Genomic DNA, 24,073 nt, shown 5'->3' with positions numbered 1-24,073 from the left:
CGGGCCGCCCTCTTCATCTGCATCGGGTCCAACCGCTCACTTGCCCGGCGGAGGCGTGGTCGCCGGCGCTGCCGCCGGCGCGGCGGCATCCTGGCCGGGCTGGCGGAAGTTGACGTAGGCATCGCCGCGCAGTTCCTGCAGGAAGCGGTTGTACTCCTCCTCCAGCTTGCGCCGGCCGATGGTCTCGCGCACCTGGGCACGCTTGCTCTGGTCGGTCACGTCGGTCTGGCGGGTGCCTTCCAGCTGCACGATGTGCCAGCCGGCGTCGCTGCGGAACGGCTGCGAGATCTCCTCGTCCTTGAGCGCGGCCACGTGCTGGCCGAAGTCCGGGCCGAAGGCATCGACCGGAAACCAGCCCAGGTCGCCGCCCTGGCCGCGGCTGCTGGCGTCCTCGGAGGACTCCTTGGCGAGGGCGGCGAAGTCGGCCCCGCCGACCAGGCGCGCGCGCAGGGTGTCGATCTTGGCCTTGGCGGCGGCCTCGTCCTGCTGCTCGTTGACGCGCACCAGGATGTGGCGGGCATGGTATTCGGTGACGGTCTGCTTGGCGCCGCCGCTGTTGGCGTCGCGCACTTCCACCAGCTTGAGCAGCTGGAAGCCGCTGGGGCCGCGCAGCGGGCCGACCACCTGCCCGGCGCTCATGCCGCCGATCAGCTGGGCGAACGCGTTGGGGATCTCGTCCAGGCTGCGCCAGCCCAGGTCGCCGCCTTCCAGCGCGTTGGGGCTGTCGGAGTAGCGCACCGCCGCGGCGGAGAAGTCCATCTCGCCCTTGTCGATCAGCTGCTTGATGCCGTCGATCTTCTTCTGCCCGGTGGCGATCTGGTCGGCGGTGGCACCCTCGGGCAGCGCCACCAGGATGTGCGCCAGGTGGTACTGGGCGCCGGAGGTGGCCTGCTGCGCCAGGGCCGCGTCGACCTCGCCCTCGCTCACGCTGATGCGGCTCTGGGCGAAGCTCTGGCGCAGGCGCTGGATGGTGATCTCGTCGCGCACCGAGCTGCGGAAGTCGTCGTAGGACATGCCCTGCTTGGCCAGTTCGGCGCGCAGTCCGTCCACCGTGGTGTTGTTCTGCTGAGCGATGGCGGCCACGGCGCGGTTGAGCTCCTCGTCGCTGACGCGGATGCCGCTGTCGGCGGCGCGCTCGACCTGCAGCTTGACCAGCACCAGGCGCTCGAGCACCTGCCGCTCGAGCACGTCCTGGGGCGGCAGCTGGTCCTCGTGGCCGGCGTACTGGCTGCGGACGTTCTGCAGGGCGCGATCGAGCTCGCTCTGCAGGATCACGTCCTCGTTGACCACGGCCGCGATGCGGTCCAGGGGCTGGGTGGTCTGTGCGTGCACCGGAACGGCGGCCACGATGGAGAACGCCAGCAGCGTGGCGAGGAACGCGGAGGGAATCTTGATCATGGAATCAGATTGGGATCGTAGTCGTCCGGGGTGGTCGCGGTGTTGCTCGGCGGGACCAGATAGAGGTCATCCCGGTTGTAGCCGAGAATAGCACGGCGCAAGGTGCGGTCCGTGTCCTGCCCGGCCGAGCCCAGGCCCTTGAGCACGAACTCCACCTGCAGGGCGTTGTTCATCTCGCCTTCGCGGTTGCGCACGTAGCGGCGGGCGAGCACGCGCACGGCCAGGCAGCAGCTGTCCCACTGCACGCCGCCGATGATCTCCAGCGGCTTGCTGTCCAGCAGCGAGTAGTAGTAGCGGCCGACCACGCTCCAGCTCGGGTTGATCGGGTACAGGAACGACAGGTCGGCCTGCTTGAGCTGGTCGGTGCCGTCCGAGCCGTTGCGCCGGTAGCGATAGGCCAGGTTGATGATGCCTTCCTCGCCGATCAGGTAGCGGGTGCGGAAGCTGGCCAGGTCGGCATTGCGGTAGGTCGGGTTCCACTGGTAGCTGGCGCCCATGGTCCAGCGGTCGTTGACCATGTAGTTGACATCGGCGACCCAGGCCGACCGGCCCTGGCCGATGACGTTGTCGTTGCTGTGGTCGTTGGGGTCCAGGTTCACCTGCGAATCGCTCAGGTAGAAGATCTGGCCGATGCTGGCCGAGAGCTTCTCCTGGCCGTCGCTCTGGCGCAGCAGGCGCGAGGTCAGGGCCAGGGTCACCTGGTTGGCGTCGTTCTGGCGGTCGGCACCGGTGTAGCGGCTGTCGCGGAACAGCTGGCCCCAGCTGAAGGTGAAGGCGCGGGTGTCGAACAGCGGCAGGTCGTCCTGGTTGCGGTAGGGCGCGTACAGGTAGAACAGGCGCGGCTCGAGGGTGTTGAGATAGCCGGTGCCGCGCCAGGTGACGTCGCGGTCGAAGTACAGGCCGGCGTCCAGGCTGGCAATGGGCAGGCTGCGGGTCGGGTTGCGGTTGCCGCCGAGGGTGTCGGCCAGGTCCTTGTCGAGCTGGTAGGCGGTGTAGCGCCAGGCCAGCTTCGGGGTCAGGAACCAGGCCGGGCCGGCCAGCGGCATGGAGATGTAGGGCTTGATGTCCAGGCGCGAGCCGCCGCCCATCTCGTAGCCGGCGCCGGGGACGTGCAGGTAGTCGTCGCTGGCGGCATCGTAGTACTTGGGATGCACGTCGCCATGGGTGAAGCGCACCGCCTCGGCGTACACGCCGGCCTCGAACCAGCGCCCGAACGGGCGATCCCAGTTCAGGTACAGCCGCGGCTGGCGGTTGTAGGCCAGCGAGCTCTCGTCCAGGGTGTAGTCGGTCAGCTGCCAGCGGTCGGCCATGATCCCGGCGGTCCAGTAGCGGCCGGTGCCGTACAGGCCGACGGTGCTCTGCAGGTTGGAGGCGGTCACCCCGACCAGGCGGCTGGAGAAATCCTCCACGTAGCGCTCGTCGCTGACCCAGTTGATGCTGGCGCGGGCCTGCCAGTTGCTGTTGAGGTTGTGGTAGCCGGAGAAGTTGAAGCGGCCGCGGTAGCTGTCGCGCAGGTCGTCGTGCGGCATGTAGGCCGCGTTGAGGGTGCCGCGGCCGCTGCCGTACAGGTAGCGGAACTCGTTGGTGAGCATGAAGCCGCGCTGGGTCATGATGCGCGGGTACAGCGTGTCGTCGTAGTTCGGCGCCAGGTTCAGGTAGATCGGCTGGGTGTAGTCCAGGCCGTTGCGGCCGGACAGGCTCAGCTCCGGGAACAGCAGGCCGGTGGAGCGGCGGTCGTCGATCGGGAACTTGAACCAGGGCGCGTACATCACCGGGAACCCGCCGATGCGGATCACCGCGTGGTGGGCGGTGCCGAAGCCCTCGTCGTTGTCCACGTCGATCTCGCGCGCGCCGATCTTCCACACCGGCTGGGCCGGGTCGCAGGTGGTGTAGGTGGACTGGTGCATGCGCCCGGTCGCGCCCTGGATGTCCACCGAGTCGGCCTGGCCGTTGCCGCGCCGGGCCACCAGCTCGTAGCGGATGTCGCTGATCTTGTGGCTGTCGCTGTCCTGGTTGCCCTCGGCGCGATCGGCCAGTACCCGGATCGAGGAATCCGAGTAGCGCACGTTGCCCTTGGCCAGGTAGTTGCCGGTGTCGGTGTCGAAGGTCAGGCTGTCCGCGCCGAGGAACTGGTCGCCGCGCTTGACCGCCACGTTGCCCTGGTACTGGGGCACCACGTCGGTGCCGCTGAGCAGGTCGCCCTCGATGTCGGTGGGCAGTTCGGTGCGCTCGGCGGCGGCCTTGTGGTCCGGCGGCGGCGCCTGGTCGAAGCCGGGCAGGATCTCGCCGGCCGGGCACAGCGCCCAGTTCGGCGGCTTTTCGGCGGCCATGGCCGGCAGGCTCAGGGCGATGCCGAGCGGCAGCGGAAGCAGGCGGAGGACTCGAGTCACGCGCTCTATTCGGGACGGAAAACGGCGGCTAGCTTGCCCCAACGGGCGCATGCGGGCAATGAAGCCGCGGTCGGGGCGAGGGCGGGGATTCAGCGCAGCCCGGCCACGTGGGCCACCGAGCATTCGCGCAGGGCCTCCAGGTCGTAGCCGCCTTCCAGCAGCGAGACCAGGCGTCCGGCGCAATGGTGGCGGGCGATGCGGCGCAGCTCGGCGGTGATCCAGCCGAAGTCCTCGGTATCGAGCATCAGGTCGGCCTGCGGGTCGCGCATGTGCGCGTCGAAGCCGGCCGACACCAGCAGCAGCTGCGGCCGGAACGCCTCCAGCAGCGGCAGCAGCTGCTCGGCCCAGGTGTTGCGGAAGCGGAAGCCGCCGCTGCCCGGCGGCAGCAGGGCGTTGTGGATGTTGCCCACGCCGCGCTCGTGCACCCCGCCGGAGTACGGATACAGCCCCGACTCGTGGCTGCTGAAGTACTGCACCCGCGGCTCGCGCTCGAAGATCGACTGGGTGCCGTTGCCGTGGTGGACGTCGAAGTCCACGATCGCCACCTGCTCCAGCCCGTACTTGTCTAGGGCATAGGCGGCGGCCACGGCGATGTTGTTGAACAGGCAGAAGCCCATCGACGCCTGGCCGGTGGCATGGTGGCCGGGCGGGCGCACCGCGCAGAAGGCGGTGTCGGTCTGTTCCAGCATCACCGCGTCCACCGCGGCCACGCCGGCGCCGGCCGCGCGCAGCGCCGCCTGGGCCGAGCCGGGCGACATCACCGTGTCGGCATCGACCATGCGGTGGCCCTCGAAGCGCGGCTCCAGGATCGCGTCTATCTGCTCGCGCTCGTGCACGCGCGCCAGGTCGCCCAGGGTGGCGATCGGCGCCTCGCGCCATTGCAGGTCGGGGTAGGCGCCGCGCAGGGCCTCGGTCACCACGCGCAGGCGGTCCGGGCACTCGGGATGGTCCGGACCGGGGTCGTGGTCCAGGCAGGCGGGGTGGGAGAAGACCAGCATCGCGCCACTTTAGCCGGTCGGCGTGGCCGGCGCTGTCGGCGGAAAGTCGTATGCAGGGGCGGGCCGGCGCGTGTCAGGCTGGCGCGCGCGGCGCCGGCTGCCAGGCGACCTCGCCGGCGCCGGCGGCGCGTGCCAGCACCCGCGCCAGCACGAACAGCAGGTCCGAGAGCCGGTTGAGCCAGGCCAGCGCCTCCGGGCGCACGGCCTCGTGGCGGGACAGGGCCACGGTCTCGCGCTCGGCGCGGCGCACGATGGTGCGCGCCAGGTGGCAGCGGGCCGCGGCCTCGCCGCCGGCCGGCAGGATGAACTCCTTCAGCGGCGGCAGCGTGGCGTTGTAGCGATCCAGCGCCTGCTCCAGCGCGGCCACGTCGGCGGCGGTGACGACGGCCCGGCCGGGGATGCACAGTTCCCCGCCCAGGTCGAACAGCCGGTGCTGCAGGCCGGCGAGCAGGTCGCGCACGTCCGCCGGCAGGCCCGGCACCGCCAGCAGCAGGCCGAGCGCGGCGTTGGCCTCGTCCACGGTGCCATAAGCGGCCACGCGCGCGGAATCCTTGCCGGTGCGGCTGCCGTCGCCCAGGCCGGTGCTGCCGTCGTCGCCGGTGCGGGTGTAGATGCGGCTGAGCCGGTGGCCCATCAGCGCGCGGCCGGCGCGCCGCGCCCGGCCAGGCGGCGGGCGATGTGTTCGCCGGCCACCTGCAGGACCGCGGCGACGGCCACGTACGCGGTGGCGGTGCGCAGGTAGGACGGCAGCCAGTCGAGGTAGTTGCGCCACCAGCCGGCCAGGGTCGGCTGCGGCACGCTGTCGCTGATCCAGTAGAAGCTGCCCTGGGCCAGCAGCTGGCAGATCGCGGCCGCGACCACCAGCGCCGCGAGCGCCTTCGCCAGTGCCGTCCAGCCGGCGCCGCGGTAATGCCGGGCCAGCCAGCTGCCGCCGGCCCACAGCACGAAATAGGCCGGGATCAGGCACCAGTAGGCGGCCGAGACGCAGTAGTGGCGCCAGAAGTCGATGCCCTGCGCGTGGATCACCGCCCAGTCGATCGCCACCGCCAGCGCCATCAGCAGCGGGAATGCCCAGCGCGTCCAGCGGCGCAGGTAGAAGCCGCCGAGGAAGAATGCCGCCCAGGACGCATCCGGCGGGGTGAAGTGGTCGAACGGATGGGCGCGGCTGGCCAGCATCAGCAGGGCCAGCACGGCGAGCACGAACACGCGCAGCGGGGTGGAGGACGAGGCCGGGACGTTCATGCGGAGGACGCGCCATTCGGGGGGACGGGACATTCTAGCGCCGGCCCGCGACCGTGCCGGCGGTACCCGGCGCGGCCCCGTATCATGGGGCCATGACTGCAGATCACGATGTCCTCATCGTCGGCGGCGGCCTGGTCGGCGCCAGCCTGGCGATCGCGCTGGCCCGCCAGGGCACCGCCGTGGCCCTGGTGGAGGCCGCTGCCGCCGATGCCCTGCCGGCGGTGTTCGACCAGCGCAACCTGAGTTTCTCCGCGGCCACCGTCAATGCGCTGACCGCGCTGGGGGTGATGGCGCACCTGCGCAGCCCGCCGGGGCCGATCCGGCGCATCCATGTCAGCCGCGAGGGCGACTTCGGCCGCGTGCTGCTGGCCGCGGCCGACTACGGCCGCGACTGGTTCGGCAAGGTGGTGGTCGCGCGCGATTTCGGCCAGGCGCTGGAGGCACGCATGGCCGAGCTGCCGGGACTGGTGCGCTACCGGCCGGCCCGCTTCGTCGGCCTGGTCGAGGCGCAGCCGGGCTGGCGCGGCGTGCGCATCGCCGACGGCGACGGCGAGCACGTGCTGCGCACGCGGCTGCTGGTCGGTGCCGACGGCACGCGCAGCGCGGTGCGCGCCGCGCTCGGCATCGGCATCGACGAGCACGACTTCGACCAGACCCTGTTCGTGGCGCGTCTGCGCAGCGAACGCGCGCCCGACGGCACCGCCTGGGAGCGCTTTGGCGACCACGGCCCGACCGCGCTGCTGCCGCGGGGCGACGGCCACTACGGCGTGGTCCACGGGGTGGCGCGCGGGCAGGCCGCCGCGGTGGCGGCCCTGGATGAACCCGGCTGGCTGGCGCGCCTGCAGCGCGCCCTCGGCTGGCGCGCCGGGCGCCTGCTGGCCAGCGGCGAGCGCAGCGCCTACCCGCTGGTGCAGGTGCTGGCGCAGGCGCAGGCCGGGGCACGCGCCGTGCTGCTGGGCAACGCCGCCCAGACCATCCATCCGCTGGGGGCGCAGGGATTCAACCTGGGCCTGCGCGATGCGCTGACCCTGGCCGAGCTGGTCGGGCCGGGCGATGCGGCCGATCCGGGCAGCGCCGCGCTGCTGGAGGAATACCGGCGCCGGCGCGCGCCCGACCGCGAGCAGACGCTGCGGTTCTCCGGCGGCCTGGCGCGCCTGACCGCCAACGACACGCCGCTGCTGCGGCCGCTGCGCAGCGCCGGCCTGCTGGCCGCCGCGCGCCTGCCGGGCCTGCAGTCGCTGCTGGTCGGCGGGGCGATGGGCTTCCGCGGCGAGGTGCCGCGGCTGTGCCGGGAGCAGGCGGCGTGAGCCGGCGCGCGCGCACCGATGCGGTGGTCGTCGGCGGCGGCGTGGTCGGCGCCGCCTGTGCGCTGGCCCTGGCCGAGGCCGGCCTGCAGGTGGCCCTGGTCGAGGGCCACGCGCCGGCCGCCTGGCAGCCGCAGCCGCGCGACCTGCGCGTGTATGCCTTCGCCCCGGACAACGCCTCCCTGCTGGCGCGGCTGGGGGTGTGGGATCCCGTGCGCACGCGCCGCGCCCATGCCTACCGGCGCATGCGCGTGTGGGACGCCGGCGGTGGCGGCGAGCTGTGCTTCGATGCCGATGCGCTGGGCCGGGCGCAGCTGGGCTGGATCGTCGAGAACGGCCTGCTGGTGGACCGCCTGTGGGCGGCGCTGGCGCCGGCCGGGGTGGCGCTGCATTGCCCGGCGCGGGTGGAGGCGCTGGAACAGGATGCCGACGGCGTGCGCCTGCGCCTGGACGATGGCCGCCGCCTGGAGGCGGCGGTCGCGGTGGCCGCCGACGGCGCCGGCTCCACCCTGCGCGGGCTGGCCGGGCTGGACGTGGCCGCCCACGACTACCGCCAGCGCGGCGTGGTGGCCTACGTGCGCAGCGAGCGCCCGCACGAGGACACCGCCTGGCAGCGTTTCCTGCCGGGCGGGCCGCTGGCATTGCTGCCCTGCGACGCAGGGCTCGGCTCGATCGTGTGGTCGCTGCCGCAGGACGAGGCCGAGCGCGTGCTCGGCCTGGACGAGGCCGGGTTCGGCGACGCCCTGACCCGCGCCTTCGCCGCGCGCCTGGGCCGGATGGAGTTGGCCTCTGCACGGGCGGCATTCCCGCTGCGCCGGCAGCTGGCGCATGCCTACGTGGCCGGGCGCGTGGTGCTGGTGGGCGATGCCGCGCACGTGGTGCACCCGCTGGCCGGGCAGGGGGTGAACCTGGGCCTGCGCGACGTGGCGGCGCTGGCGGCGACGGTGCGCCACGCGCAGGCGCGGCGGCTGCGCTGGGACGCACCGCACCGGCTGCAGCGCTGGGCGCGCGAGCGGCGCAGCGAGGACACCCTGGCCGCCTACGGATTCGAGGCGATCAACGCGCTGTTCTCCAGCGAGGAGATGCACCTGGCCCTGGCGCGCGGGCCGGCGCTGGGGCTGGCCGGGCGCTGCGCGCCGCTGCGCTCGGCGCTGTGGCGCCACGCCTCCGGGCTCGGCTGAATCGCCGCGCCGGGGCACTCAGCCCGGCAGGAACGGGAACAGCAGCCGCAGCAGTCCCTTCAGGCCGTCGCCGGCGCTGTCGGCCACGGCCTTGGCGCCGAGCCCGTTCAGCGCCTCGCGCACGTCGCGCCAGTGCAGTTCGCCCAGGTCCTTGGCCAGCAGCGCGGCGAGCTCGTCGCTGGCCGGGGCCAGGCGCCGCAGCTGGCCGAGCACGGCGGCCGGGTCCGGCTGCAGGTGGCCCCAGCGTTCGGACAGGCGCACCAGGGTGTCGAAGCGCACCGCCAGCACCTGGCGGTTGCGTTCGTACACCGGCACCGCGCCGACCTCGACGATGGCCTGCTCGAAGCGCGCGGCGTCGTCGGGATGCTCGATGCGCACGGCCAGGAACCCGTCCTTGCGGCTGCGTTCGCCGACATGGCGGCTGCCGGCGCGGATGGCCGCCGGCGTCAGCGCGGCGGCGATGATGCGCGCCATCGCCCGGTCCGGATCCTCGGGCACCAGCATACGCCAGCGCGCGTAGCCGTCGCGGCGCAGGGCGCGCACCTTGGCCGGGGTGACGCGCAGGCGTGCGGCGACCTCGGCGTTGCTGTCGGCGTGGGCGATGGCGCCGTCGCGTTCGAGCAGCACGAAGATCAGCAGTTCCAGGTCGCGCTTGGTCAGCGACTGGAAACCCTGCAGCAGGGTCAGCCGCAGGAATTCGGCGGCGAAGCCGGCCGGGTCGTGGAGTTCAATCTCGCGCATGCGGGCCTCCTTGGGGAAACCGCAGTGTGCCGCCCGGCCATTGCAGCGGATGAGACGGGCGCGCCGTGCGGGCGGCGGCGATGAACGGCATCATCATCGCCCCCGCGGGAGCATCGGTCCCGGATCCTTCGCAAGAACACAGGAGTTCATCGGCATGAACAGTCAATCCACCCGGCCGCCGGTGGCGGTGCTAGGGCTCGGCATCATGGGCGCGGCGTTCGCGCGCAACCTGCTCAAGGCGGGGTTCCCGGTGCACGTGTGGAACCGCTCGATCGACAAGGCGCGCGCGCTGCAGGATGCCGGTGCCCACGTCCATGCCACCGCCGCCGAGGCCGCGGCGGCGGCGGCGGTGGCGATCAGCATGCTGACCACGGCCGAGGTCACCGGACAGGTGATGCTCGCCGGCGAGCAAGGCGGGCCGGCGCTCGAGGCCCTGCCGCAGGACGCGGTCTACGTGCAGATGGGCACCATCGGCTTGGATGGCACCACGGCGCTGGCGCGCGCGGTCGCGCAGCGGCGGCCGGACCTGTTCTTCGTCGATGCGCCGGTATCCGGGACCAAGGGGCCGGCCGAGCAAGCCAGGATCACCATCCTGGCCTCCAGCGACACCCTGGGCGAGGCCCCGCCGCGGCCGCGCGGGGACGCCGCCGCGCAGGCCGCCGGCGCGCACCTGGCCGCGGTGTTCGGCGCCATTTCGCGGGCGACGGTATGGCTGGGCGGCGCCGGGGCCGGCACGCGGATGAAGCTGGTGGTCAACGCCTGGCTGGTGTCGATGATGGAGGGCATCGCCGAGACCGCGGCGCTGGCGCACGCGCTGGGGTTCAGCGCCGGGCAGCTGTGGGCCACGCTCGACGGCGGGCCGCTGGCCTCGCCTTACATCCAGGGCAAGCTGGGCAAGATCGGCCGCCAGGACTTCTCCACCGAGATGGCGCTGCAGTGGGGGGCCAAGGATGCGGCGCTGGCGCTGCAGGCCTGGCGCGAGGCGGCGCCGGCCGAGCTGGAGCTGCCGGGCCTGGGCCAGATCGCCACGCTGTGGCAGGCCGGCGCCGAGGCCGGCTATGCCCGGCAGGACATTTCCAGCATGTACCGCTACCTGCTGGGCGAGCCGGCCAGCGACTGAGCCAGCCGGGTGCGGGCGGCGAGGGGGGGGCCGCTGCCGGGGCCTGTACCGGCCGCCGGCACCCGCAGCCCGGAGGCCGCAACGGGGGCCTCGCCGTGCCGCAGTCTCGGCGGCACCGAGGACCGGGGTGGACGGTGGATGGCTTTTCCGGACCCGGCGCCTGCACCAGCCGCCCGGAAGCCGCAATCCGGAGATCGCAGCGGGGGCGGACAGCTGCCGCGGGCCCCGGAACTAGGGGGCTCGCCGGGCCGCCGTCTCGGCGGCACCGAGGACCGGGTGGGCGGTGGATGGCCTTGCCGGACCTGGCGCTTGCACCGGCCGCCGGCGCCCGCAGCCCGGAGGCCGCAATCCGGAAGTCGCAGCCCGGAGATCGCAACGAGTCTGACAGCTGCCGATGGCCCCGGAACGAGGGGGCCGCCGTGCCGCGGTCTCGGCGGCACCGAGGACTGGGGTGGACGGTGGATGGCTTTCCCCGACCCGGCGCCTGCACCGGCCACCGGCGCCCGCAGCCCGGAAGCCGCAATCCGGAGATCGCAATCCGGAGATCGCAATCCGGAGATCGCAACGGAGGGCTGACAGCTGCCGATGGCTCCGGAACGAGGGGGCTCGCCGTGCCGCAGTCTCGGCGGCACCGAGGACCGGGGTGGACGGTGGATGGCTTTCCCCGAACCGGCGCCTGCACCGGCCGCCGGCGCCCGCAGCCCGGAAGCCGCAATCCGGAAATCGCAATCCGGAGATCGCAACGGGGGCCGACAGCTGCCGATGGCCCCGGAACGGAGGCCACGTCGTGCCGCAGTCTCGGCGGCGCCGAGGACCGCGGGGTGGCGGTGGCTGGCCCCGCCGCCCGCCCCGGGACAGGGTGGCGGCCGCCGCGGCGGGGCGGGCCAGCCGTACCGGCTGGCCCGAGCCGCGTTCCGCGAGCCCCTGCGCGGCTGCCGGCGATGGCAACCGGCGATGAACGGCCACGCCCGGCTGCGGCCATCGCCCGCCAGTGCACCGTCGATTCCGGGCAAATAAGAATTATTTCCATGTAGAATGCCGCCGCCCCGGGGATGGCGCCCATCGCCATGTCCGGAACCTCAGCCATCCGGGTAGTCAAATGTCCATTTCTCGCCATCGCTCCGCCGGCTTGCCGCGCCCCTCCCTGCTGGCCCTGGGCCTGCTGGCCGCCGTCCATGCCCACGCACAGGATGCCGGCACCGCCGTCCAGGGCAGCCCCGCCACGGAACTGGACAAGGTGCTGGTCGTCGCCCAGCGCGCCGAGCGCGTCAGCAACGGCGCCACCAACCTCGACCTGACCCTCAAGGACACCCCGCAGTCGATCAGCACGGTCAGCCAGGAGCAGATGCAGCAGTTCGGCGCCAACAGCCTCAACGATGCGCTGCGCCTGGCCACCGGCATCCAGGTCGAGGAATGGGAGACCAACCGGACCAACTACCTCTCGCGCGGCTTCGAGATCGAGAACACCCAGATCGACGGCGTCGGCCTGCCCAACGGCTGGGGCATCGTCACCGGGGCGATGGATTCGTTCGGCTTCGACAAGATCGAGGTGATCCGCGGCGCCAACGGCCTGCTCACCGGCGTCGGCAATGCCGCCGGCACCATCAACTACGTGCGCAAGCGCCCGACCAACGACGAGCAGGGCAGCGTCGGGATCAGCTACGGTTCCTGGGGGACCAAGCGCGAGCAGGTGGACTACTCCAGCCCGCTGACCACCGACGGCAGCTGGGCGGTGCGCATGGTCGCCGCCCACGAGGAAGGCGGCTCGTACCTGCGCGACTACGACAAGCGGCGCACCTTCCTGTACGGCGTGGTCGATGGCCAGATCGGCGAGAACGGCACGCTGACGGCCGGCTACTCGTACCAGCAGGCCGACAGCACCGGCAACATGTGGGGCGCGCTGAGCTTCAACTACCTGGACGGCAGCCAGACCTCGTGGAGCCGCAGCGCCTCGACCACCCAGGACTGGACCTACTGGAACACCAACAACCAGACCGGTTTCCTGGAATACACCCAGCAGCTCGGTGCGGACTGGAAGCTGAAGCTGTCCTACGACTACCGGCGCAGCACCGCCGACGACCAGCTGTTCTTCGCCTACACCACCACCGGGCTGGACCCGGCCACCGGCGAAGGCCTGTACGGCTGGCCCTACAAGGGGCAGGACAAGACCACCGCCAATCTCGGCACGGTCTCGCTCAACGGCAGCTACACGCTGTTCGGGCGCGAGCAGGAGGCCATGCTGGGCTTCAGCCTGGCGCAGAGCCACCAGGACAGCTGGTACAACGCCACCGATTCGGACGATCCGGCCTTCGGTGCGTTGCCGGGCTTCCCCTATGCCGGCAACGCGATCCCCGAGCCGGTCTGGGGCGCGCGCCAGGCCCCGGACACCCTTGGACAGCGCCTCAAGCGCGGCTACGGCGCGACCCGCGTCGCCCTGAGCGACCGGCTCAAGGCCGTGGTCGGCTTCAACTATGCCGCGTTCCATCGCGATGGCGTGACCAGCGGCGTGCCGTTCGAGCAGAGCGACAGCCACGTCAGCCCCTACGCCGGCCTGACCTGGGACTTCGATGGCCACGTGACCGGCTATGTCAGCTATTCGGACATCTACCAGCCGCAGGACCAGCAGGACATCAACCAGGCCTACCTGGCGCCGACCAAGGGCGTCAACTACGAAATCGGCGCCAAGGCCGACTGGCTCGACAAGCGGCTGCTGACCACCCTGGCGCTGTTCGATGCCAAGCAGAAGGGGCTGGCGATCTACGGCGGGATGGACCTGACCACCTTCCAGTACTTCTACGTTCCCAAGGACGTGGAATCCAAGGGCGTGGAACTGGAGGTCACCGGCAAGCTCAACGACTACCTGGACCTGGTGTTCGGCTACACCCACATGAAGATGGAGGGCCTGGACGAGCAGGACGACCAGGGCACCTACGCGTGGGTGCCGCGCAACACCGTCAACCTGGCCCTCAGCGCGCGCCTGCCGAGCTACACCGCCCTGTCCTTCGGGGTCAGCGGGCGCTGGCAGAGCAGCACTACCTCGGCACCGGACAGCTACAGCGGCTACACCGTCCGCCAGGGCAGCTACGCGGTGCTCAACGCCTTCCTCGCCTGGGATTTCCTGCCCAACGCCACCTTGCGTTTCAACGTCAGGAACATCACCGACGAGAAGTACATCGGCAGCCTGTACCAGATCGGCTATTACGGGGCCCCGCGCAACTACGCGGTGAGCCTGGACTGGCGCTTCTGACGGCCCCAGCGTCCCGGCCGGCGGCGCGGGACGCGACCGGGACTGGCCAGGCCCCGCCGGTTGCCGGCCGGGCCTGGCGCGCAGCGTCCTTCCCCGGGACGCGGGCTCAGGATCCCTGCGCGCTGGCGAACACGGTGATCTCCTCGCGGTCGTGGTAGAGCTGCTTGGCGCGCAGCTCCAGCGGCCCGCCGGCCTGCTCGCGCAGGATGTCCAGGCACAGGCGAGTCTCGTCCCAGCGCTTCTTCATCGGCAGCTTGAGATTGAAGATCGTGCGCCGGCACCAGCCTTCGCGCAGCCAGGTGGCCATGCGCGCGGCGACGCGGCGCGGCTGCTCGACCATGTCGCAGACCATCCAGTCCAGCGGCTGCGGCGGCTGCCAGTGGAAGCCGTCCGCGCGCAGGTGCTCGACCAGGCCGGTATCCAGCAGCTGCGGGCGCAGCGGGCCGTTGTCCACGCTGGTGACGCGCACGTGGTGGCGGGTGAGCACCCAGGTCCAGCCGCCGGGCGCGGCCCCCAGGTCGGCCGCGGTCATCGCCGGGCGCAGCCAGGCCGCGCGCTCGTCCGCATCGAGCAGGGTCAGCAGCGTTTCCTCCAGCTTCAGCGCCGAGCGCGAGGGTGCGTCCGCGGACTGGCGCAGGCGCGGGATGCCCAGCGGCCAGGGCGCACTGTCGCGCGGGTCGGCCGCGCCCAGCACGGCATGGTCGCCGTCCAGGAAGCACACGTGCAGGCGCCCGCGGCGCGGATCGGCCTTCTCGCCGAGCAGGCCGGCCTTGCGCAGCGCCGGGCGCAGGGCATTGCCGAAACTGCGCGCCAGCCCGGCCAGCGGCTTGCCCGCGTCCGAATCCGGATGTTCCACCCAGACGTCGCCGAACGGGCGGTGGCCGGCCAGGGCCGCCAGCATCGGGGCGATGCGGTCGCTGGCCGGCAGCCCTTCCAGTTCGGCGATCACGCGCATCTTCTGGCGCGCGAACACCAGCGTGCGCCACGGCAGCTGCCGCGACAGCGCGTCGGCGTTCTCGCAGAAGAACAGGGCATAGCCGTCGTTGCGGCGCGCGCGCGCGTAGCCGGGCTGGCCGGCCTCGGCGGCGCGTTCGCCGAGTTCGGCGGCCAGCTCCGGCTCGAAGCCGGCGCGACAGTAGCAAAGCAGGGCGTCCACGATGCGGCTCCGGTAGGGCGTCAGTAGCGGGCGCCGCCGCCTTCGCCGTAGTGCCGCAGCACCGCGCAGGCCTCCTGGCGGGCGACGTCGCGGACCACGGCGATGCCGCGGCGCTCCAGTTCGCCGACCCAGTCGGCCGGCAGCGGGCCTTCGTCGAACTCGGTCAGCGCCATCACGTCCTCGGCGCGCGCGCCGATCAGCAGGCGGTCGATGCCGGCCCAGATGGTGGCGCCGTAGCACTGGCAGCACGGCTGCGAGGACGTGGCCAGGGTGACCGGCGCGCGCGTGGCGTTGAGGCGGAAATCCTGCACCTTCTGCTGGGCCAGCATGTAGGCCATGTTCTCGGCGTGGGCCAGCGAGGTGTGCTGCGGCACCACCCGGTTCACGCCCACCGCGATGATGCGCTCGTCCGGGCCGAACACCGCCGCGCCGAACGGGCCGCCGCTGCCGTGTTCCACGTTCAGCCGCGACAGCGCGATCGCCAGGCCGACCTTGTCGGCATCGCCCGGATAGGCGCGGTCGGTATCGACGGCGGCGTCGATCCAGGCGGGGAGGGTGAGGTGGACCTGGGTGTGCAGCATCAGCGNCCCGGCGGGGGGCGACCGCGGTTGCGGTCCTAGCCGGCGATCGGGGAGAGCAGATCCGACAGCGATACGGCAGTGGTGGCGGCCAGGGACAGGGCCACGCGCAGGATGTGCGGTTGCCGTGCCTCGGACGCGGCCCGGAAGGCACTCAGCAGCAGGTGTTCCTGCTCGCTCAGCGGACCGGCGGCGCCCTGCGGCGCCCGGGCGGCGGGCGTCGCCATCGGGCCTTCGCCGGTGCCCAGCCACGCCAGCGACACGTCGGTGGTGGCTGCCAGCCGCAGCAGGTGCTGGGTGCTGGGATGGGCCTTGCCGCACTCCCAGTTGGCCACGCACTGGCCGGATACGCAGCTGCAGCCGGTGACCTGGGGGAACCCGCACACGCTCATGCGGCCGCTGGCCCGGCACTGGGCCATCACCCCGTCCGGATCGGTGGGGCTGGCGACGTTGACGCAGGTCGGGAACGCGCCGCAGCAGTTGCCGACGTTCTTGACCGTGCAATCGGCGTCGCTGCGGCAGCGCGTGTCCACCTGCACCGGCAGGCCGTCGCCGGCCGCCCGCGGCGTCGGGGCGGCGGCCGGCGCCGCCGAACAGGCACCGAGCACGAGGCCGAGCAGCGCGCCGAGCAGCAGGCCGGGCAACACGGACGGGCGTGTGTTCATGGCGGACTCCGGTCGGGTGGCCCGCCCATCCTAAACCGGCCCGGCGTGCGTGCCGTTCAGCCCGACGGCGGACGCGGGCGGTGCACCCAGGCGCACCACAGCACGCCGGCCAGCAGGCTGGCGATGGCGGCCAGTTCCAGGGCGGTGGGGCCGCGGCGGTTCCAGGCGAAGGCGTACAGCAGCGCGAACACCGTCTCGAACACGATCATCTGCCCGACCAGCGCCAGCGGCAGCCGCCGGCTGGCCCCGTTCCACAGCGCGTTGCCGACCACCGAGGCCAGCACCGCCAGCACCGCGGCCACGGCCCAGAAGCGCAGCCAGTCCGCACCGCGGTGCGGCGCGGCGTCCAGCACGAAGGCCGGTACCGCCAGCAGCAGCGCCAGCGCGCCGGTGACCACGCCGGTCAGCAGCGACCAGTCCTGCGCCGAGGTGGCGGGCAGGCGCGAGAGCCAGCGCGCATTGGCCACCGAATAGGCCGACCAGGACAGCAGCGCGCCGAAGGCGCAGGCGAGCCCGGCCACGCGCCGGCCCAGCGGCACGGCATGGGCATCGCCGGCGGCCAGCGCCTGCGTCGCCACCAGCGCCATGCCCAGCACGCACAGCGCAGTCGGCCCGGCCAGGCGGCGCAGTTCGCCCAGCCCGCCGCGGCGGGTGCCGGCCAGGGTCACCACCACCGGCACCATGCCCACGATCAGCGAACTGGCCGCGCCGCCGGCCCACTGCACCGCGGTGCCCAGCAGCACGTAGTAGAGCAGGTTGCCGAGTACGCTCAGGCGCGCCAGTGCCCACCACTCGGTGGCGCCGATCCCGGCGGTGGCGCGGCGCCAGCGCGGCGCCAGCACCACCGCCGCCACCAGCCCGTAGGCGAGGTAGCGCGAGGCCGACAGCTGCAGCGGGGAGAAGTCGTGCAGCAGCTGCGGGGCCAGGAACACCAGGCCCCACAGCGCGCCGGCGCCGACGCCGCAGGCGATGCCGGCGGCAAGGCGGGAAGAGGCGGGCGTGGCATGCGTCATGCGGGGCAGCATCGCGGTGGTGCGGGCAGGCGTCTTGGCCGAAGCTCGCCGGTTTCGGCCCGGGCTAGCCGCGATGGCGGCGACGGTAGGTGGCCGGCGTGCAGCCGGCCACGCGCCGCATGGCCCGGGTCAGGGCGCTCTGGTCCGACCAGCCCCCGTCCTGGGCGATCCGGGCGATCGGCCGGTCGCTGCAGGCCAGGCGGGCCATCGCCTCGCGCAGGCGCAGTCCGGTCAGCCACGCCTGCGGGGTGGTGTCCAGCTCGCGGCGGAACAGCGCATGCAGGCGGGCCGGCCCGACGCCGACCACGCGCGCCATGCGCTCGACCGGCCAGGACTCCCCGGCTGCGGCTTCCACCTGCCGGGCCAGCGCGTCGAGGCGGGTCCGCGGTGCGTCGGCATCGGTCAGCCCGGCCAGCAGCAGCGGCAGGCAATGGCCGGCGACGTCGTCCGGCAGGGTGGCATGCGCTGCGCCGAGCGTGGCCAGGTAGCCGAGCAGGTGCAGCGCCGGCGCGGGCACTGCCAGGTTCGGTGCGCGGCGCAGGCGCTCCACCGTGGCCTCGCCGAGGTCGGCCAGGCTGCAGTCGATCACCGCGAAGCGGTCGCAGGCCTGTGCCGAGCAGGCGTGGGCCTCGCCCGGGGCGATGAAGGCGCCGCGGGCGGCGCCCACGCGCAGCCCGCGGCCGTCGATGTCCAGCGCCATCGTGCCGCGCAGCGGCAGCACCAGCTGGGCGTGGTCGTGGCGGTGGGCGGCCGTGTCCGGGCCGTAGCTGCGCAGGCTCAGGGAGGAGGCTGGGTCCACGGCCCGCCCCGGTTCACTTGGCCCAGGTGTCGCGCAGGGTCACGCTGCGGTTGAACACCGGCTTGTCCGGCGCGTGGTCGCGGCGGTCGGCGACGAAGTAGCCGGTGCGCTCGAACTGGAACGACTGCTCCGGCGCCGCCAGCGCCGCGGCCGGCTCGACGTAGCCGCGCACGCTGCGTTTGGATTCCGGGTTCAGGTAGTCGCGGTAGGTCTTGCCCTCGGATTCGTCGTCGGGCTTTTCCACCGAGAACAGGCGGTCGTACAGGCGGATCTCCGCCTCCACCGCATGCGCGGCGCTGACCCAGTGGATGGTGCCCTTGACCTTGCGGTTGGCGCCCTCCATGCCCGGGCGCGATTCCGGGTCGAGCCAGCCGCGCAGCTCGACGATCTGTCCGGCGGCGTCCTTCACCACCTCGTCCACGCGGGCGATGCCGGCCCCGCGCAGGCGCACTTCGCCGCCCGGCACCAGCCGCTTCCAGCCCTTGGGCGGGACCTCGGCGAAGTCCTCGCGCTCGATCCACAGCTCGCGCGAGAACGGCACCTGGCGCTCGCCGAAGGTGGCGTCCTTGGGGTGGTTGGGGAAGGTCAGGCGTTCCTCGTGGCCCTCGGGCAGGTTGGCGAGCACCAGCTTGAGCGGCTCGACCACCGCCATGCGCCGCGGCGCGTGCGCATCCAGGTCCTCGCGCAGGCAGCCTTCCAGCACCGAGAAGTCGATCACCGAGTTCTGCTTGCTGATGCCCACCCGGTCCACGAACAGGCGCAGCGCCGCCGGGGTGTAGCCGCGCCGGCGCAGGCCCTGCAGGGTGTACATGCGCGGGTCGTCCCAGCCGTCGACCAGGTGGTCCTCGACCAGCGCGGTGAGCTTGCGCTTGCTCATCACCGTGTAGTTGATGTTGAGCCGCGAGAACTCGATCTGGCGCGGCTTGCCGGCTTCCTTCGGGAAGCCCTTGTCCAGCAGTGGCTGCAGCAGCTCGGGATGGCCGGCCAGGTCGACGTTGTCCACGCACCAGTCGTACAGCGGGCGGTGGTCCTCGAACTCCAGCGTACACAGCGAGTGGGTCACGCCCTCGATGGCGTCACTCAGCGAATGGGCGAAGTCGTACATCGGGTAGATCGGCCAGTCGCTGCCGGTGTTCTGGTGCTCGACGTGCTTGATCCGGTACAGCGCCGGGTCGCGCAGGTTGATGTTGCCGGCGGCCATGTCGATCTTCGCCCGCAGCGTGCGCGCGCCGTCCGGGAACTCGCCGGCGCGCATGCGCCGGAACAGGTCCAGGTTCTCCTCGACGCTGCGCCCGCGCCACGGCGATTCGCGCCCCGGCTCGGTCAGGGTGCCGCGGTACTCGCGCACCTGCTCGGCGCTCAGGTCGCAGACGAAGGCCTTGCCGTCGGCGATCAGCTTCTCGGCGGCCAGGTACAGCACCTGGAAGTAGTCCGAGGCGTGGCGCAGGCTGGCCCAGTCGAAGCCCAGCCAGTGCACGTCGTCCTGGATCGCGGCGACGAACTCGGGGTCTTCCTTGGCCGGGTTGGTGTCGTCCAGGCGCAGGTTGCAGCGCCCGCCGAACTCGGCGGCGATGCCGAAATCCAGGCAGATCGCCTTGGCGTGGCCGATGTGCAGGTAGCCGTTGGGCTCGGGCGGGAAGCGGGTGCGGATGGCGTGCTGGCGGCCGCTGGCCAGGTCCTCGCGGACGATCTGGCGGATGAAATCCCGTTTTTCCGGCAGGGCGTCGGCGATGGGGGTCTCGGGCGCCGAAGCGGAAGAAGAAGTGTCGGAAGGCGTGCTGGACATGCCGGAACTGAATGCAAGGAGGCCGGCAGTTTATCGCGCCGGGCCGCCAGGCGTATCTTCGAAGTCCCTTGCCGGAGCCGCGCCATGAAGGTCGCCTACCACGCCGCGAACCTGATCGATGCCCACCTGGCGCGCCACGCGATCGAGGATGCCGGGATCCCGGTGTTCGTGCTGGGCGAGTCGCTGCTGGGCGGGGCCGGCGAGCTGCCGCTGTTCGGCGTGCTGCGGGTGTGCGTGCCGGATGAATCGTTGCCGGCCGCGCAGGCGGCGGTGCGCGCGCTGGACTTGGACGCCGCCGCCGCCGTCCCCACCTCGCAGGAAGATCTGGATTCCGGCCTGGCGCCGGCCTGAGGAGGAACACGATGCTGGGCATCGGCGAAGCATTGGGACTGGGCATCGGCGCGTTCAAGCAGCGCATGCCGCGGCCGGAGGAGGCGCTGCCCGGGCGCGCCGAGCCGTTGCCGCTGCACGACGTGCACTACGTCGGCGGCCAGGCGCTGCGCGGGCCGTATCCGGCCGGCGCCGAGGTCATCGACCTGGGCATGGGCTGCTTCTGGGGCGCCGAGCGCCGCTTCTGGCAGCTGCCGGGCGTGCTGGTCACCGCGGTCGGCTACCAGGGCGGCTACACGCCCCATCCCACCTACCGCGAGGTGTGCTCCGGGCTGACCGGCCATGCCGAGGTGGTGCGGGTGGTATTCGATCCGGCCCGGGTCGACCTGGACACCGTGCTGCGCACCTTCTGGGAGAGCCACGATCCCACCCAGGGCATGCGCCAGGGCAACGACGTGGGCACCCAGTACCGCTCGGCCATCTATTGCCATTCGCGCGCCCAGTACGCGGCGGCGCTGGCCAGCCGCGACGCCTACCAGGCGCGGCTGGCCGAGGCCGGCTTCGCGCCGGTCACCACCGAGATCGTGTTCCCGGCGCCGCCGTTCTATTTCGCCGAGGACGAGCACCAGCAGTACCTGGCCAAGCACCCGGACGGCTACTGCGGGCTCGGCGGCACCGGGGTGAGTTGCCCGCTCGGCGTGGGCGTGGCGGCCACGCCGTCGCCGGGATAAGCAAGGGCGCCGTGCCTTCCGTGTTCTCCCCCGTCCCTGCCCTGAATCGCCTGCCATGAAGTATTTCCTGTTTCCCGCCCTGGCCGTGCTGGCCGCCGCCATCGCCCCGGCCGGCGCACGTTCGCCCGCCGAACCCGCCCGCCTGCCCGATGCCGCCGGATCGCTGCGCCCGCCGCTGGCGCCGGCGGCGGGGGGCGGATCCATGCCCACCGCCATGCCCACCGGCGAGGAACTGGCCCGCCTGGCGCCCGGCGCCGATCCGCAGGTGCTGGCGCTGGGCCTGTCGGCCATGCGCTGCGCGCAGGCCTCCGGCACCGGGCGCGACGCCACCCGGCTGGCGGTGATCGACTACAGCCGTTCCTCGCTGACCCCGCGCCTGTGGGTGTTCGACCTGGCTGCCCGGCAGCTGCTGTACCGGGAGTGGGTGGCGCACGGCCAGGGCTCCGGCGGCGACGTGCCGACCCGCTTCTCCAACGACGACGGCACCCACGCTTCCAGCCTGGGGCTGTTCTACACGCGCGGCACCTACCAGGGGCGCAACGGTTATTCGCTGCGCCTGGACGGGCTCGACGCGGGCTTCAACGACGCGGCGATGAGCCGGGCCATCGTCATGCACGGTGCCCCCTACGTGGATGCCGACAACGGCCGGCGCATGGGCCGGCTCGGCCGCAGCTGGGGCTGCCCGGCGCTGCGCAAGGCGGTGGCCAAGCCGATCATCGACCAGCTCAAGGACGGCCAGTTCGTCTTTTCCTACTACCCCGAGCAGGCCTGGCTGGCACGTTCGGCGCTGGCGCGCTGCGCCCAGGCGCGGCTGCAGCAGCCGCCACGCCAGGTGGCGAGCGCGGCGGACACCGCCGCCACGCTTACGCGCTGAACCCCAGCGTGGTGCCGACGTAGGCGCGGATCAGGCGCTCTGGCGCGGTGGCACGGGCCAGCTCGTAGAACGGCTCGCCGCTGCAGTGCAGCGGCACGATGTGGTCCACGTCCAGCGCCAGCAGGCCGTCCAGCGTCTCGGCCACGTAGTCCGGCCCGTGCGGGGCCAGGTGGAAGCCGCCGATCACCGCGTGCACCTTGTCCACGCCGGACACGGCCCGGGCGCGCTTGACCGAATTGACCACGCCGCGATGGCCGCACGAGGTCAGCACCACCAGCCCCTTGCCGCGCAGGTGGTAGGCGGTGGCGACCTCGTGGTGGAAGTCGTCGGGGACGTCGGCGTCGTGGTCGTGCGCATCGGCCAGCCGGTCGGGCCGGCAGCCGTTGCCGGCCGCGTCCAGGCCGGCCCGGTACTGGGTCGGCGAGAGCACCTTCTCGAAGCCGTCCTGCGGGATGTACCCGGTGTTGAGGGCGTGGCCGGCGACCAGGGCCGGCGCGTCGGAGGACGCCACGCGTACGTGCGCGGCCTGCAGCGCGGCGCGGTCGATCACCCCGTAGTTGCCACCGTTGCTGGTGTAGCGGCGCGCGCAGAACGCCTCCTCGGTCCCCAGGTACAGCGGGATGTCCGGCTTCAGCGCCGGGCCGTGCTTGTCCAGGAAGCCGGCCATGCCGCCGAAATGGTCGTAGTGGCCGTGGCTGAGCACCAGCGCGTCCAGCTGCGACACGTCGATGCCGAGCAGCTCGAGATTGTTGTTGATCGCCTCGGGGGTATAGCCGAAATCGACCAGCACGCGCCGGGTCTGCGCGCCGAGCACCGACTCGGCGTGCAGCGACAGCCCGAACTCGCCGATCAGCGCCTTGCCCGGTGGCGCGTCCCTGGTCAGGAAGTGCCCGGGGCGCACGACATCGACGTCGCCCTCGCGGCCGCTCTTGGCCAGCGCGTAGGACAGCCCGTCGGTGACCACGCGGATCTTGAGCGCGTCCACCTGCGGTACCGGCGTGGTGCGCGGCGGGGCCTGGCCGAGGACCGGCCAGGGCAGCAGCAGCGAGGCCAGGCCGGCACCGGCCCCTCCGAGGAAGACGCGACGGCTCAGGCGGGCTTGGGGCATGGTCGGGCCGGTGCAGATGGGGGGTGCCCAACGTAAACGCGGCTTCGGGAAAACCGTCATGACGCCTGGCGATGACCATATGCCGCGCAGGCGCGGCGGCGGCCGCGAAGCGGCGATGCGGCCGTCGCCGGGGCTTGTCGTCCACTCACCGGCAGGCCAAACCGGGGACGCCGCGCCTGCGCGTGCCCGGGGCTGCTTCGTCATCGCTCGGCGGGAACGCAGGTCCACGGCCTCTTCCTTCCTCCTCGCCCCCGGGGCAGGCGCGGTGACGGCGCGATCTGCCCGGGGAGGGATGCCAGGCCATAGACTTGGCCCTGTTTCCGAAATGGAAGTCGCCCCGCATGTCCCTCTCCGCTGCATTCTGCCGGCCGTTCGTCCTGGCCCTGTCCCTGCTGCTGTTGGCCGTCCCGGCGCTGGCGGCGCCCACCTGGGGCGCGCCGAAGTCCAGCAGCGTGGATACCGCGCCCTCGCAGCTCAAGCCCGGCGAATGGATCTGGGGCGGCGACAGCAAGGCACTGGGGCCGATGGCGGTGGTCGTCAGCCTGACCGAGCAGCGCGCCTACGTGTACCGCAACGGCATCCTGGTGGGGGTGTCGACCATCAGCAGCGGCAGGAAGGGCTACGAGACCCCGACCGGCGTGTTCACCATCCTGCAGAAGGACAAGGACCACCACTCCAACGAGTACGACAACGCCCCCATGCCCTACCAGCAGCGCCTGACCTGGGGCGGGGTGGCGCTGCATGCCGGCGGCCTGCCCGGCTATCCCGAGTCGCACGGCTGCATCCACCTGCCCACGGTGTTCGCCGAGAAGCTGTTCGAGGCTTCCAACATGGGCATGACGGTGGTGGTGTCCGAGGCCGGCAAGGCGCCGGTGGACGTGGTCCATCCCGGTCCGCTGAGCCCGATCGACCCGGCCACCGGCAAGACCGTGGACCTGCTGCTGGAGGACGGCCGGCCGTGGCGCTGGGAGCCCGAGCGCGCGCCCGGCACCGGGCCGATCTCGATCGTGTTCAGCCGCAGCGACCGGATCATGTTCGTCTACCGCGACGGCGTGGAGATCGGCCGCACCCGCATCGCGCTGGACGAGCCGCAGCCGCGCACCGGCACCCGCGTCTACATCGTCGCCGACGGCTACGTGCCGCCGGCCACGGCCGATGCGGCGGCCGACGCACCGCAGCCGTCGTGGATCGCCATCGGCGTGCCTGGCCACGAGGACGATGCCGGCCAGGTGCTCACGCCCGCCGAGGCCAACCAGATCGTGATCCCGGAAGCGTTCAAGGCGCAGGTGCTGCCGCTGCTGGCACCGGGCACGGTGATGGTGGCCACCGATGCGCAAGTGCTGCCGCAGACCACCGGCCAGCCGGTGCAGGTGATCGATTCCGACCCGCCCGAAGCACCGCGCTGAGGCGCG

Annotated in this window: 20 protein-coding genes and 1 pseudogene; 8 read left to right on the top strand and 13 right to left on the bottom strand. The window is 72.5% G+C overall.

The window, feature by feature from the left end:
• Positions 1-36: 36 nt before the first annotated feature.
• The 5 genes from BN3794_RS12680 to BN3794_RS12660 form a co-directional block, all read right to left on the bottom strand.
• Positions 37-1,398: a peptidylprolyl isomerase gene (locus BN3794_RS12680; protein WP_066097776.1), complete on the bottom strand. Its 1,362-nt coding sequence runs from the start codon at positions 1,396-1,398 to the stop codon at positions 37-39.
• On the bottom strand, positions 1,395-3,788 hold the full coding sequence (lptD, locus tag BN3794_RS12675; protein WP_147675767.1) for an LPS-assembly protein LptD: 2,394 nt from the start codon (positions 3,786-3,788) through the stop codon (positions 1,395-1,397). Before lptD ends, BN3794_RS12680 begins: the two co-directional genes overlap by 4 nt.
• 89 nt (positions 3,789-3,877) lie before the next feature.
• Positions 3,878-4,786, bottom strand: a complete 909-nt coding sequence (locus BN3794_RS12670; RefSeq protein ID WP_066097772.1) for a histone deacetylase family protein — start codon at positions 4,784-4,786, stop codon at positions 3,878-3,880.
• 73 nt (positions 4,787-4,859) lie between these two features.
• Entirely contained in the window at positions 4,860-5,420 is a 561-nt protein-coding gene (locus tag BN3794_RS12665; protein WP_066097770.1) for a cob(I)yrinic acid a,c-diamide adenosyltransferase, read from the bottom strand.
• Positions 5,420-6,028, bottom strand: a complete 609-nt coding sequence (locus BN3794_RS12660; protein ID WP_066097767.1) for a hypothetical protein — start codon at positions 6,026-6,028, stop codon at positions 5,420-5,422. The genes BN3794_RS12665 and BN3794_RS12660 overlap by 1 nt, the downstream gene beginning before the upstream one ends.
• A 92-nt stretch (positions 6,029-6,120) precedes the next feature.
• On the opposite strand from BN3794_RS12660, the gene ubiH reads away from it, so the two are divergent.
• Together ubiH and BN3794_RS12650 are read left to right on the top strand one after the other, a co-directional pair.
• On the top strand, positions 6,121-7,335 hold the full coding sequence (gene ubiH, locus BN3794_RS12655) for a 2-octaprenyl-6-methoxyphenyl hydroxylase (RefSeq protein WP_066097765.1): 1,215 nt from the start codon (positions 6,121-6,123) through the stop codon (positions 7,333-7,335).
• Positions 7,332-8,513 carry a UbiH/UbiF family hydroxylase gene (locus tag BN3794_RS12650; protein WP_066098875.1) on the top strand — a complete coding sequence of 394 codons (1,182 nt, stop codon included), beginning with the start codon at positions 7,332-7,334 and terminating at the stop codon, positions 8,511-8,513. Before ubiH ends, BN3794_RS12650 begins: the two co-directional genes overlap by 4 nt.
• A gap of 18 nt (positions 8,514-8,531) precedes the next feature.
• Here the strand turns inward: BN3794_RS12650 and BN3794_RS12645 are convergent, their stop codons facing one another.
• Positions 8,532-9,254, bottom strand: coding sequence for a hypothetical protein (locus BN3794_RS12645; RefSeq protein ID WP_066097762.1), 723 nt, complete (start codon positions 9,252-9,254; stop codon positions 8,532-8,534).
• Between the two features lie 154 nt (positions 9,255-9,408).
• Here BN3794_RS12645 and BN3794_RS12640 point away from each other — a divergent pair, with 154 nt between their 5' ends.
• On the top strand, positions 9,409-10,374 hold the full coding sequence (locus BN3794_RS12640) for an NAD(P)-dependent oxidoreductase (RefSeq protein ID WP_066097760.1): 966 nt from the start codon (positions 9,409-9,411) through the stop codon (positions 10,372-10,374).
• Between the two features lie 1,099 nt (positions 10,375-11,473).
• Complete coding sequence (locus BN3794_RS12635) at positions 11,474-13,621, top strand: TonB-dependent siderophore receptor (protein WP_066097758.1); 2,148 nt, start codon at positions 11,474-11,476, stop codon at positions 13,619-13,621.
• Positions 13,622-13,727: 106 nt separating this feature from the next.
• Here the strand turns inward: BN3794_RS12635 and rlmM are convergent, their stop codons facing one another.
• The 6 genes and pseudogenes from rlmM to BN3794_RS12605 form a co-directional block, all read right to left on the bottom strand.
• On the bottom strand, positions 13,728-14,777 hold the full coding sequence (gene rlmM / locus BN3794_RS12630; protein ID WP_147675766.1) for a 23S rRNA (cytidine(2498)-2'-O)-methyltransferase RlmM: 1,050 nt from the start codon (positions 14,775-14,777) through the stop codon (positions 13,728-13,730).
• Positions 14,778-14,797: 20 nt separating this feature from the next.
• Entirely contained in the window at positions 14,798-15,358 is a 561-nt protein-coding gene (locus tag BN3794_RS12625) for a nucleoside deaminase (RefSeq protein WP_066097756.1), read from the bottom strand.
• 326 nt (positions 15,359-15,684) lie between these two features.
• A pseudogene (locus tag BN3794_RS12620) lies at positions 15,685-15,987 on the bottom strand (hypothetical protein); the annotation flags it as partial.
• An 89-nt stretch (positions 15,988-16,076) separates the two neighbouring features.
• Positions 16,077-17,045 carry a DMT family transporter gene (locus tag BN3794_RS12615; RefSeq protein ID WP_236493256.1) on the bottom strand — a complete coding sequence of 323 codons (969 nt, stop codon included), beginning with the start codon at positions 17,043-17,045 and terminating at the stop codon, positions 16,077-16,079.
• Between the two features lie 52 nt (positions 17,046-17,097).
• Positions 17,098-17,832, bottom strand: coding sequence for a helix-turn-helix transcriptional regulator (locus BN3794_RS12610; protein WP_066097754.1), 735 nt, complete (start codon positions 17,830-17,832; stop codon positions 17,098-17,100).
• 13 nt (positions 17,833-17,845) lie between these two features.
• Positions 17,846-19,618, bottom strand: a complete 1,773-nt coding sequence (locus tag BN3794_RS12605) for a glutamine--tRNA ligase/YqeY domain fusion protein (RefSeq protein ID WP_078059746.1) — start codon at positions 19,616-19,618, stop codon at positions 17,846-17,848.
• An 84-nt stretch (positions 19,619-19,702) separates the two neighbouring features.
• Between BN3794_RS12605 and BN3794_RS12600 the strand changes: the two genes are divergently transcribed.
• The 3 genes from BN3794_RS12600 to BN3794_RS12590 are packed head-to-tail and all read left to right on the top strand — an operon-like array spanning position 19,703 to position 21,553.
• A complete protein-coding gene (locus BN3794_RS12600) occupies positions 19,703-19,969 on the top strand; it encodes a putative signal transducing protein (protein WP_066097752.1) in 267 nt (88 codons plus the stop codon).
• 11 nt (positions 19,970-19,980) lie between these two features.
• Positions 19,981-20,679, top strand: a complete 699-nt coding sequence (gene msrA / locus BN3794_RS12595; protein ID WP_066097750.1) for a peptide-methionine (S)-S-oxide reductase MsrA — start codon at positions 19,981-19,983, stop codon at positions 20,677-20,679.
• A 55-nt stretch (positions 20,680-20,734) separates the two neighbouring features.
• Complete coding sequence (locus tag BN3794_RS12590; RefSeq protein ID WP_066097748.1) at positions 20,735-21,553, top strand: murein L,D-transpeptidase catalytic domain family protein; 819 nt, start codon at positions 20,735-20,737, stop codon at positions 21,551-21,553.
• Here the strand turns inward: BN3794_RS12590 and BN3794_RS12585 are convergent.
• Entirely contained in the window at positions 21,543-22,661 is a 1,119-nt protein-coding gene (locus BN3794_RS12585; RefSeq protein WP_066097746.1) for an MBL fold metallo-hydrolase, read from the bottom strand. The two genes, BN3794_RS12590 and BN3794_RS12585, sit on opposite strands and share 11 nt — an antisense overlap.
• Before the next feature lie 341 nt (positions 22,662-23,002).
• Between BN3794_RS12585 and BN3794_RS12580 the strand changes: the two genes are divergently transcribed.
• Positions 23,003-24,067, top strand: coding sequence for a L,D-transpeptidase (locus BN3794_RS12580; RefSeq protein ID WP_147675765.1), 1,065 nt, complete (start codon positions 23,003-23,005; stop codon positions 24,065-24,067).
• Positions 24,068-24,073: the final 6 nt, after the last annotated feature.

This window comes from Xanthomonas massiliensis, from assembly GCF_900018785.1.
In the GTDB taxonomy this organism is placed as follows: Bacteria; Pseudomonadota; Gammaproteobacteria; order Xanthomonadales; family Xanthomonadaceae; genus Xanthomonas_B; species Xanthomonas_B massiliensis.
This window is presented reverse-complemented; position numbering and strand designations above follow the sequence as displayed.

Coding starts and splice junctions, on each gene's coding strand:
- BN3794_RS12680 (WP_066097776.1), bottom strand. CDS start 1,398: ATGATCAAGATTCCCTCCGCGTTCCTCGCCACGCTGCTGGCGTTCTCC.
- BN3794_RS12670 (WP_066097772.1), bottom strand. CDS start 4,786: ATGCTGGTCTTCTCCCACCCCGCCTGCCTGGACCACGACCCCGGTCCG.
- BN3794_RS12665 (WP_066097770.1), bottom strand. CDS start 5,420: ATGGGCCACCGGCTCAGCCGCATCTACACCCGCACCGGCGACGACGGC.
- BN3794_RS12660 (WP_066097767.1), bottom strand. CDS start 6,028: ATGAACGTCCCGGCCTCGTCCTCCACCCCGCTGCGCGTGTTCGTGCTC.
- ubiH (WP_066097765.1), top strand. CDS start 6,121: ATGACTGCAGATCACGATGTCCTCATCGTCGGCGGCGGCCTGGTCGGC.
- BN3794_RS12645 (WP_066097762.1), bottom strand. CDS start 9,254: ATGCGCGAGATTGAACTCCACGACCCGGCCGGCTTCGCCGCCGAATTC.
- BN3794_RS12640 (WP_066097760.1), top strand. CDS start 9,409: ATGAACAGTCAATCCACCCGGCCGCCGGTGGCGGTGCTAGGGCTCGGC.
- BN3794_RS12635 (WP_066097758.1), top strand. CDS start 11,474: ATGTCCATTTCTCGCCATCGCTCCGCCGGCTTGCCGCGCCCCTCCCTG.
- BN3794_RS12625 (WP_066097756.1), bottom strand. CDS start 15,358: ATGCTGCACACCCAGGTCCACCTCACCCTCCCCGCCTGGATCGACGCC.
- BN3794_RS12615 (WP_236493256.1), bottom strand. CDS start 17,045: ATGCTGCCCCGCATGACGCATGCCACGCCCGCCTCTTCCCGCCTTGCC.
- BN3794_RS12605 (WP_078059746.1), bottom strand. CDS start 19,618: ATGTCCAGCACGCCTTCCGACACTTCTTCTTCCGCTTCGGCGCCCGAG.
- BN3794_RS12600 (WP_066097752.1), top strand. CDS start 19,703: ATGAAGGTCGCCTACCACGCCGCGAACCTGATCGATGCCCACCTGGCG.
- msrA (WP_066097750.1), top strand. CDS start 19,981: ATGCTGGGCATCGGCGAAGCATTGGGACTGGGCATCGGCGCGTTCAAG.
- BN3794_RS12590 (WP_066097748.1), top strand. CDS start 20,735: ATGAAGTATTTCCTGTTTCCCGCCCTGGCCGTGCTGGCCGCCGCCATC.
- BN3794_RS12585 (WP_066097746.1), bottom strand. CDS start 22,661: ATGCCCCAAGCCCGCCTGAGCCGTCGCGTCTTCCTCGGAGGGGCCGGT.
- BN3794_RS12580 (WP_147675765.1), top strand. CDS start 23,003: ATGTCCCTCTCCGCTGCATTCTGCCGGCCGTTCGTCCTGGCCCTGTCC.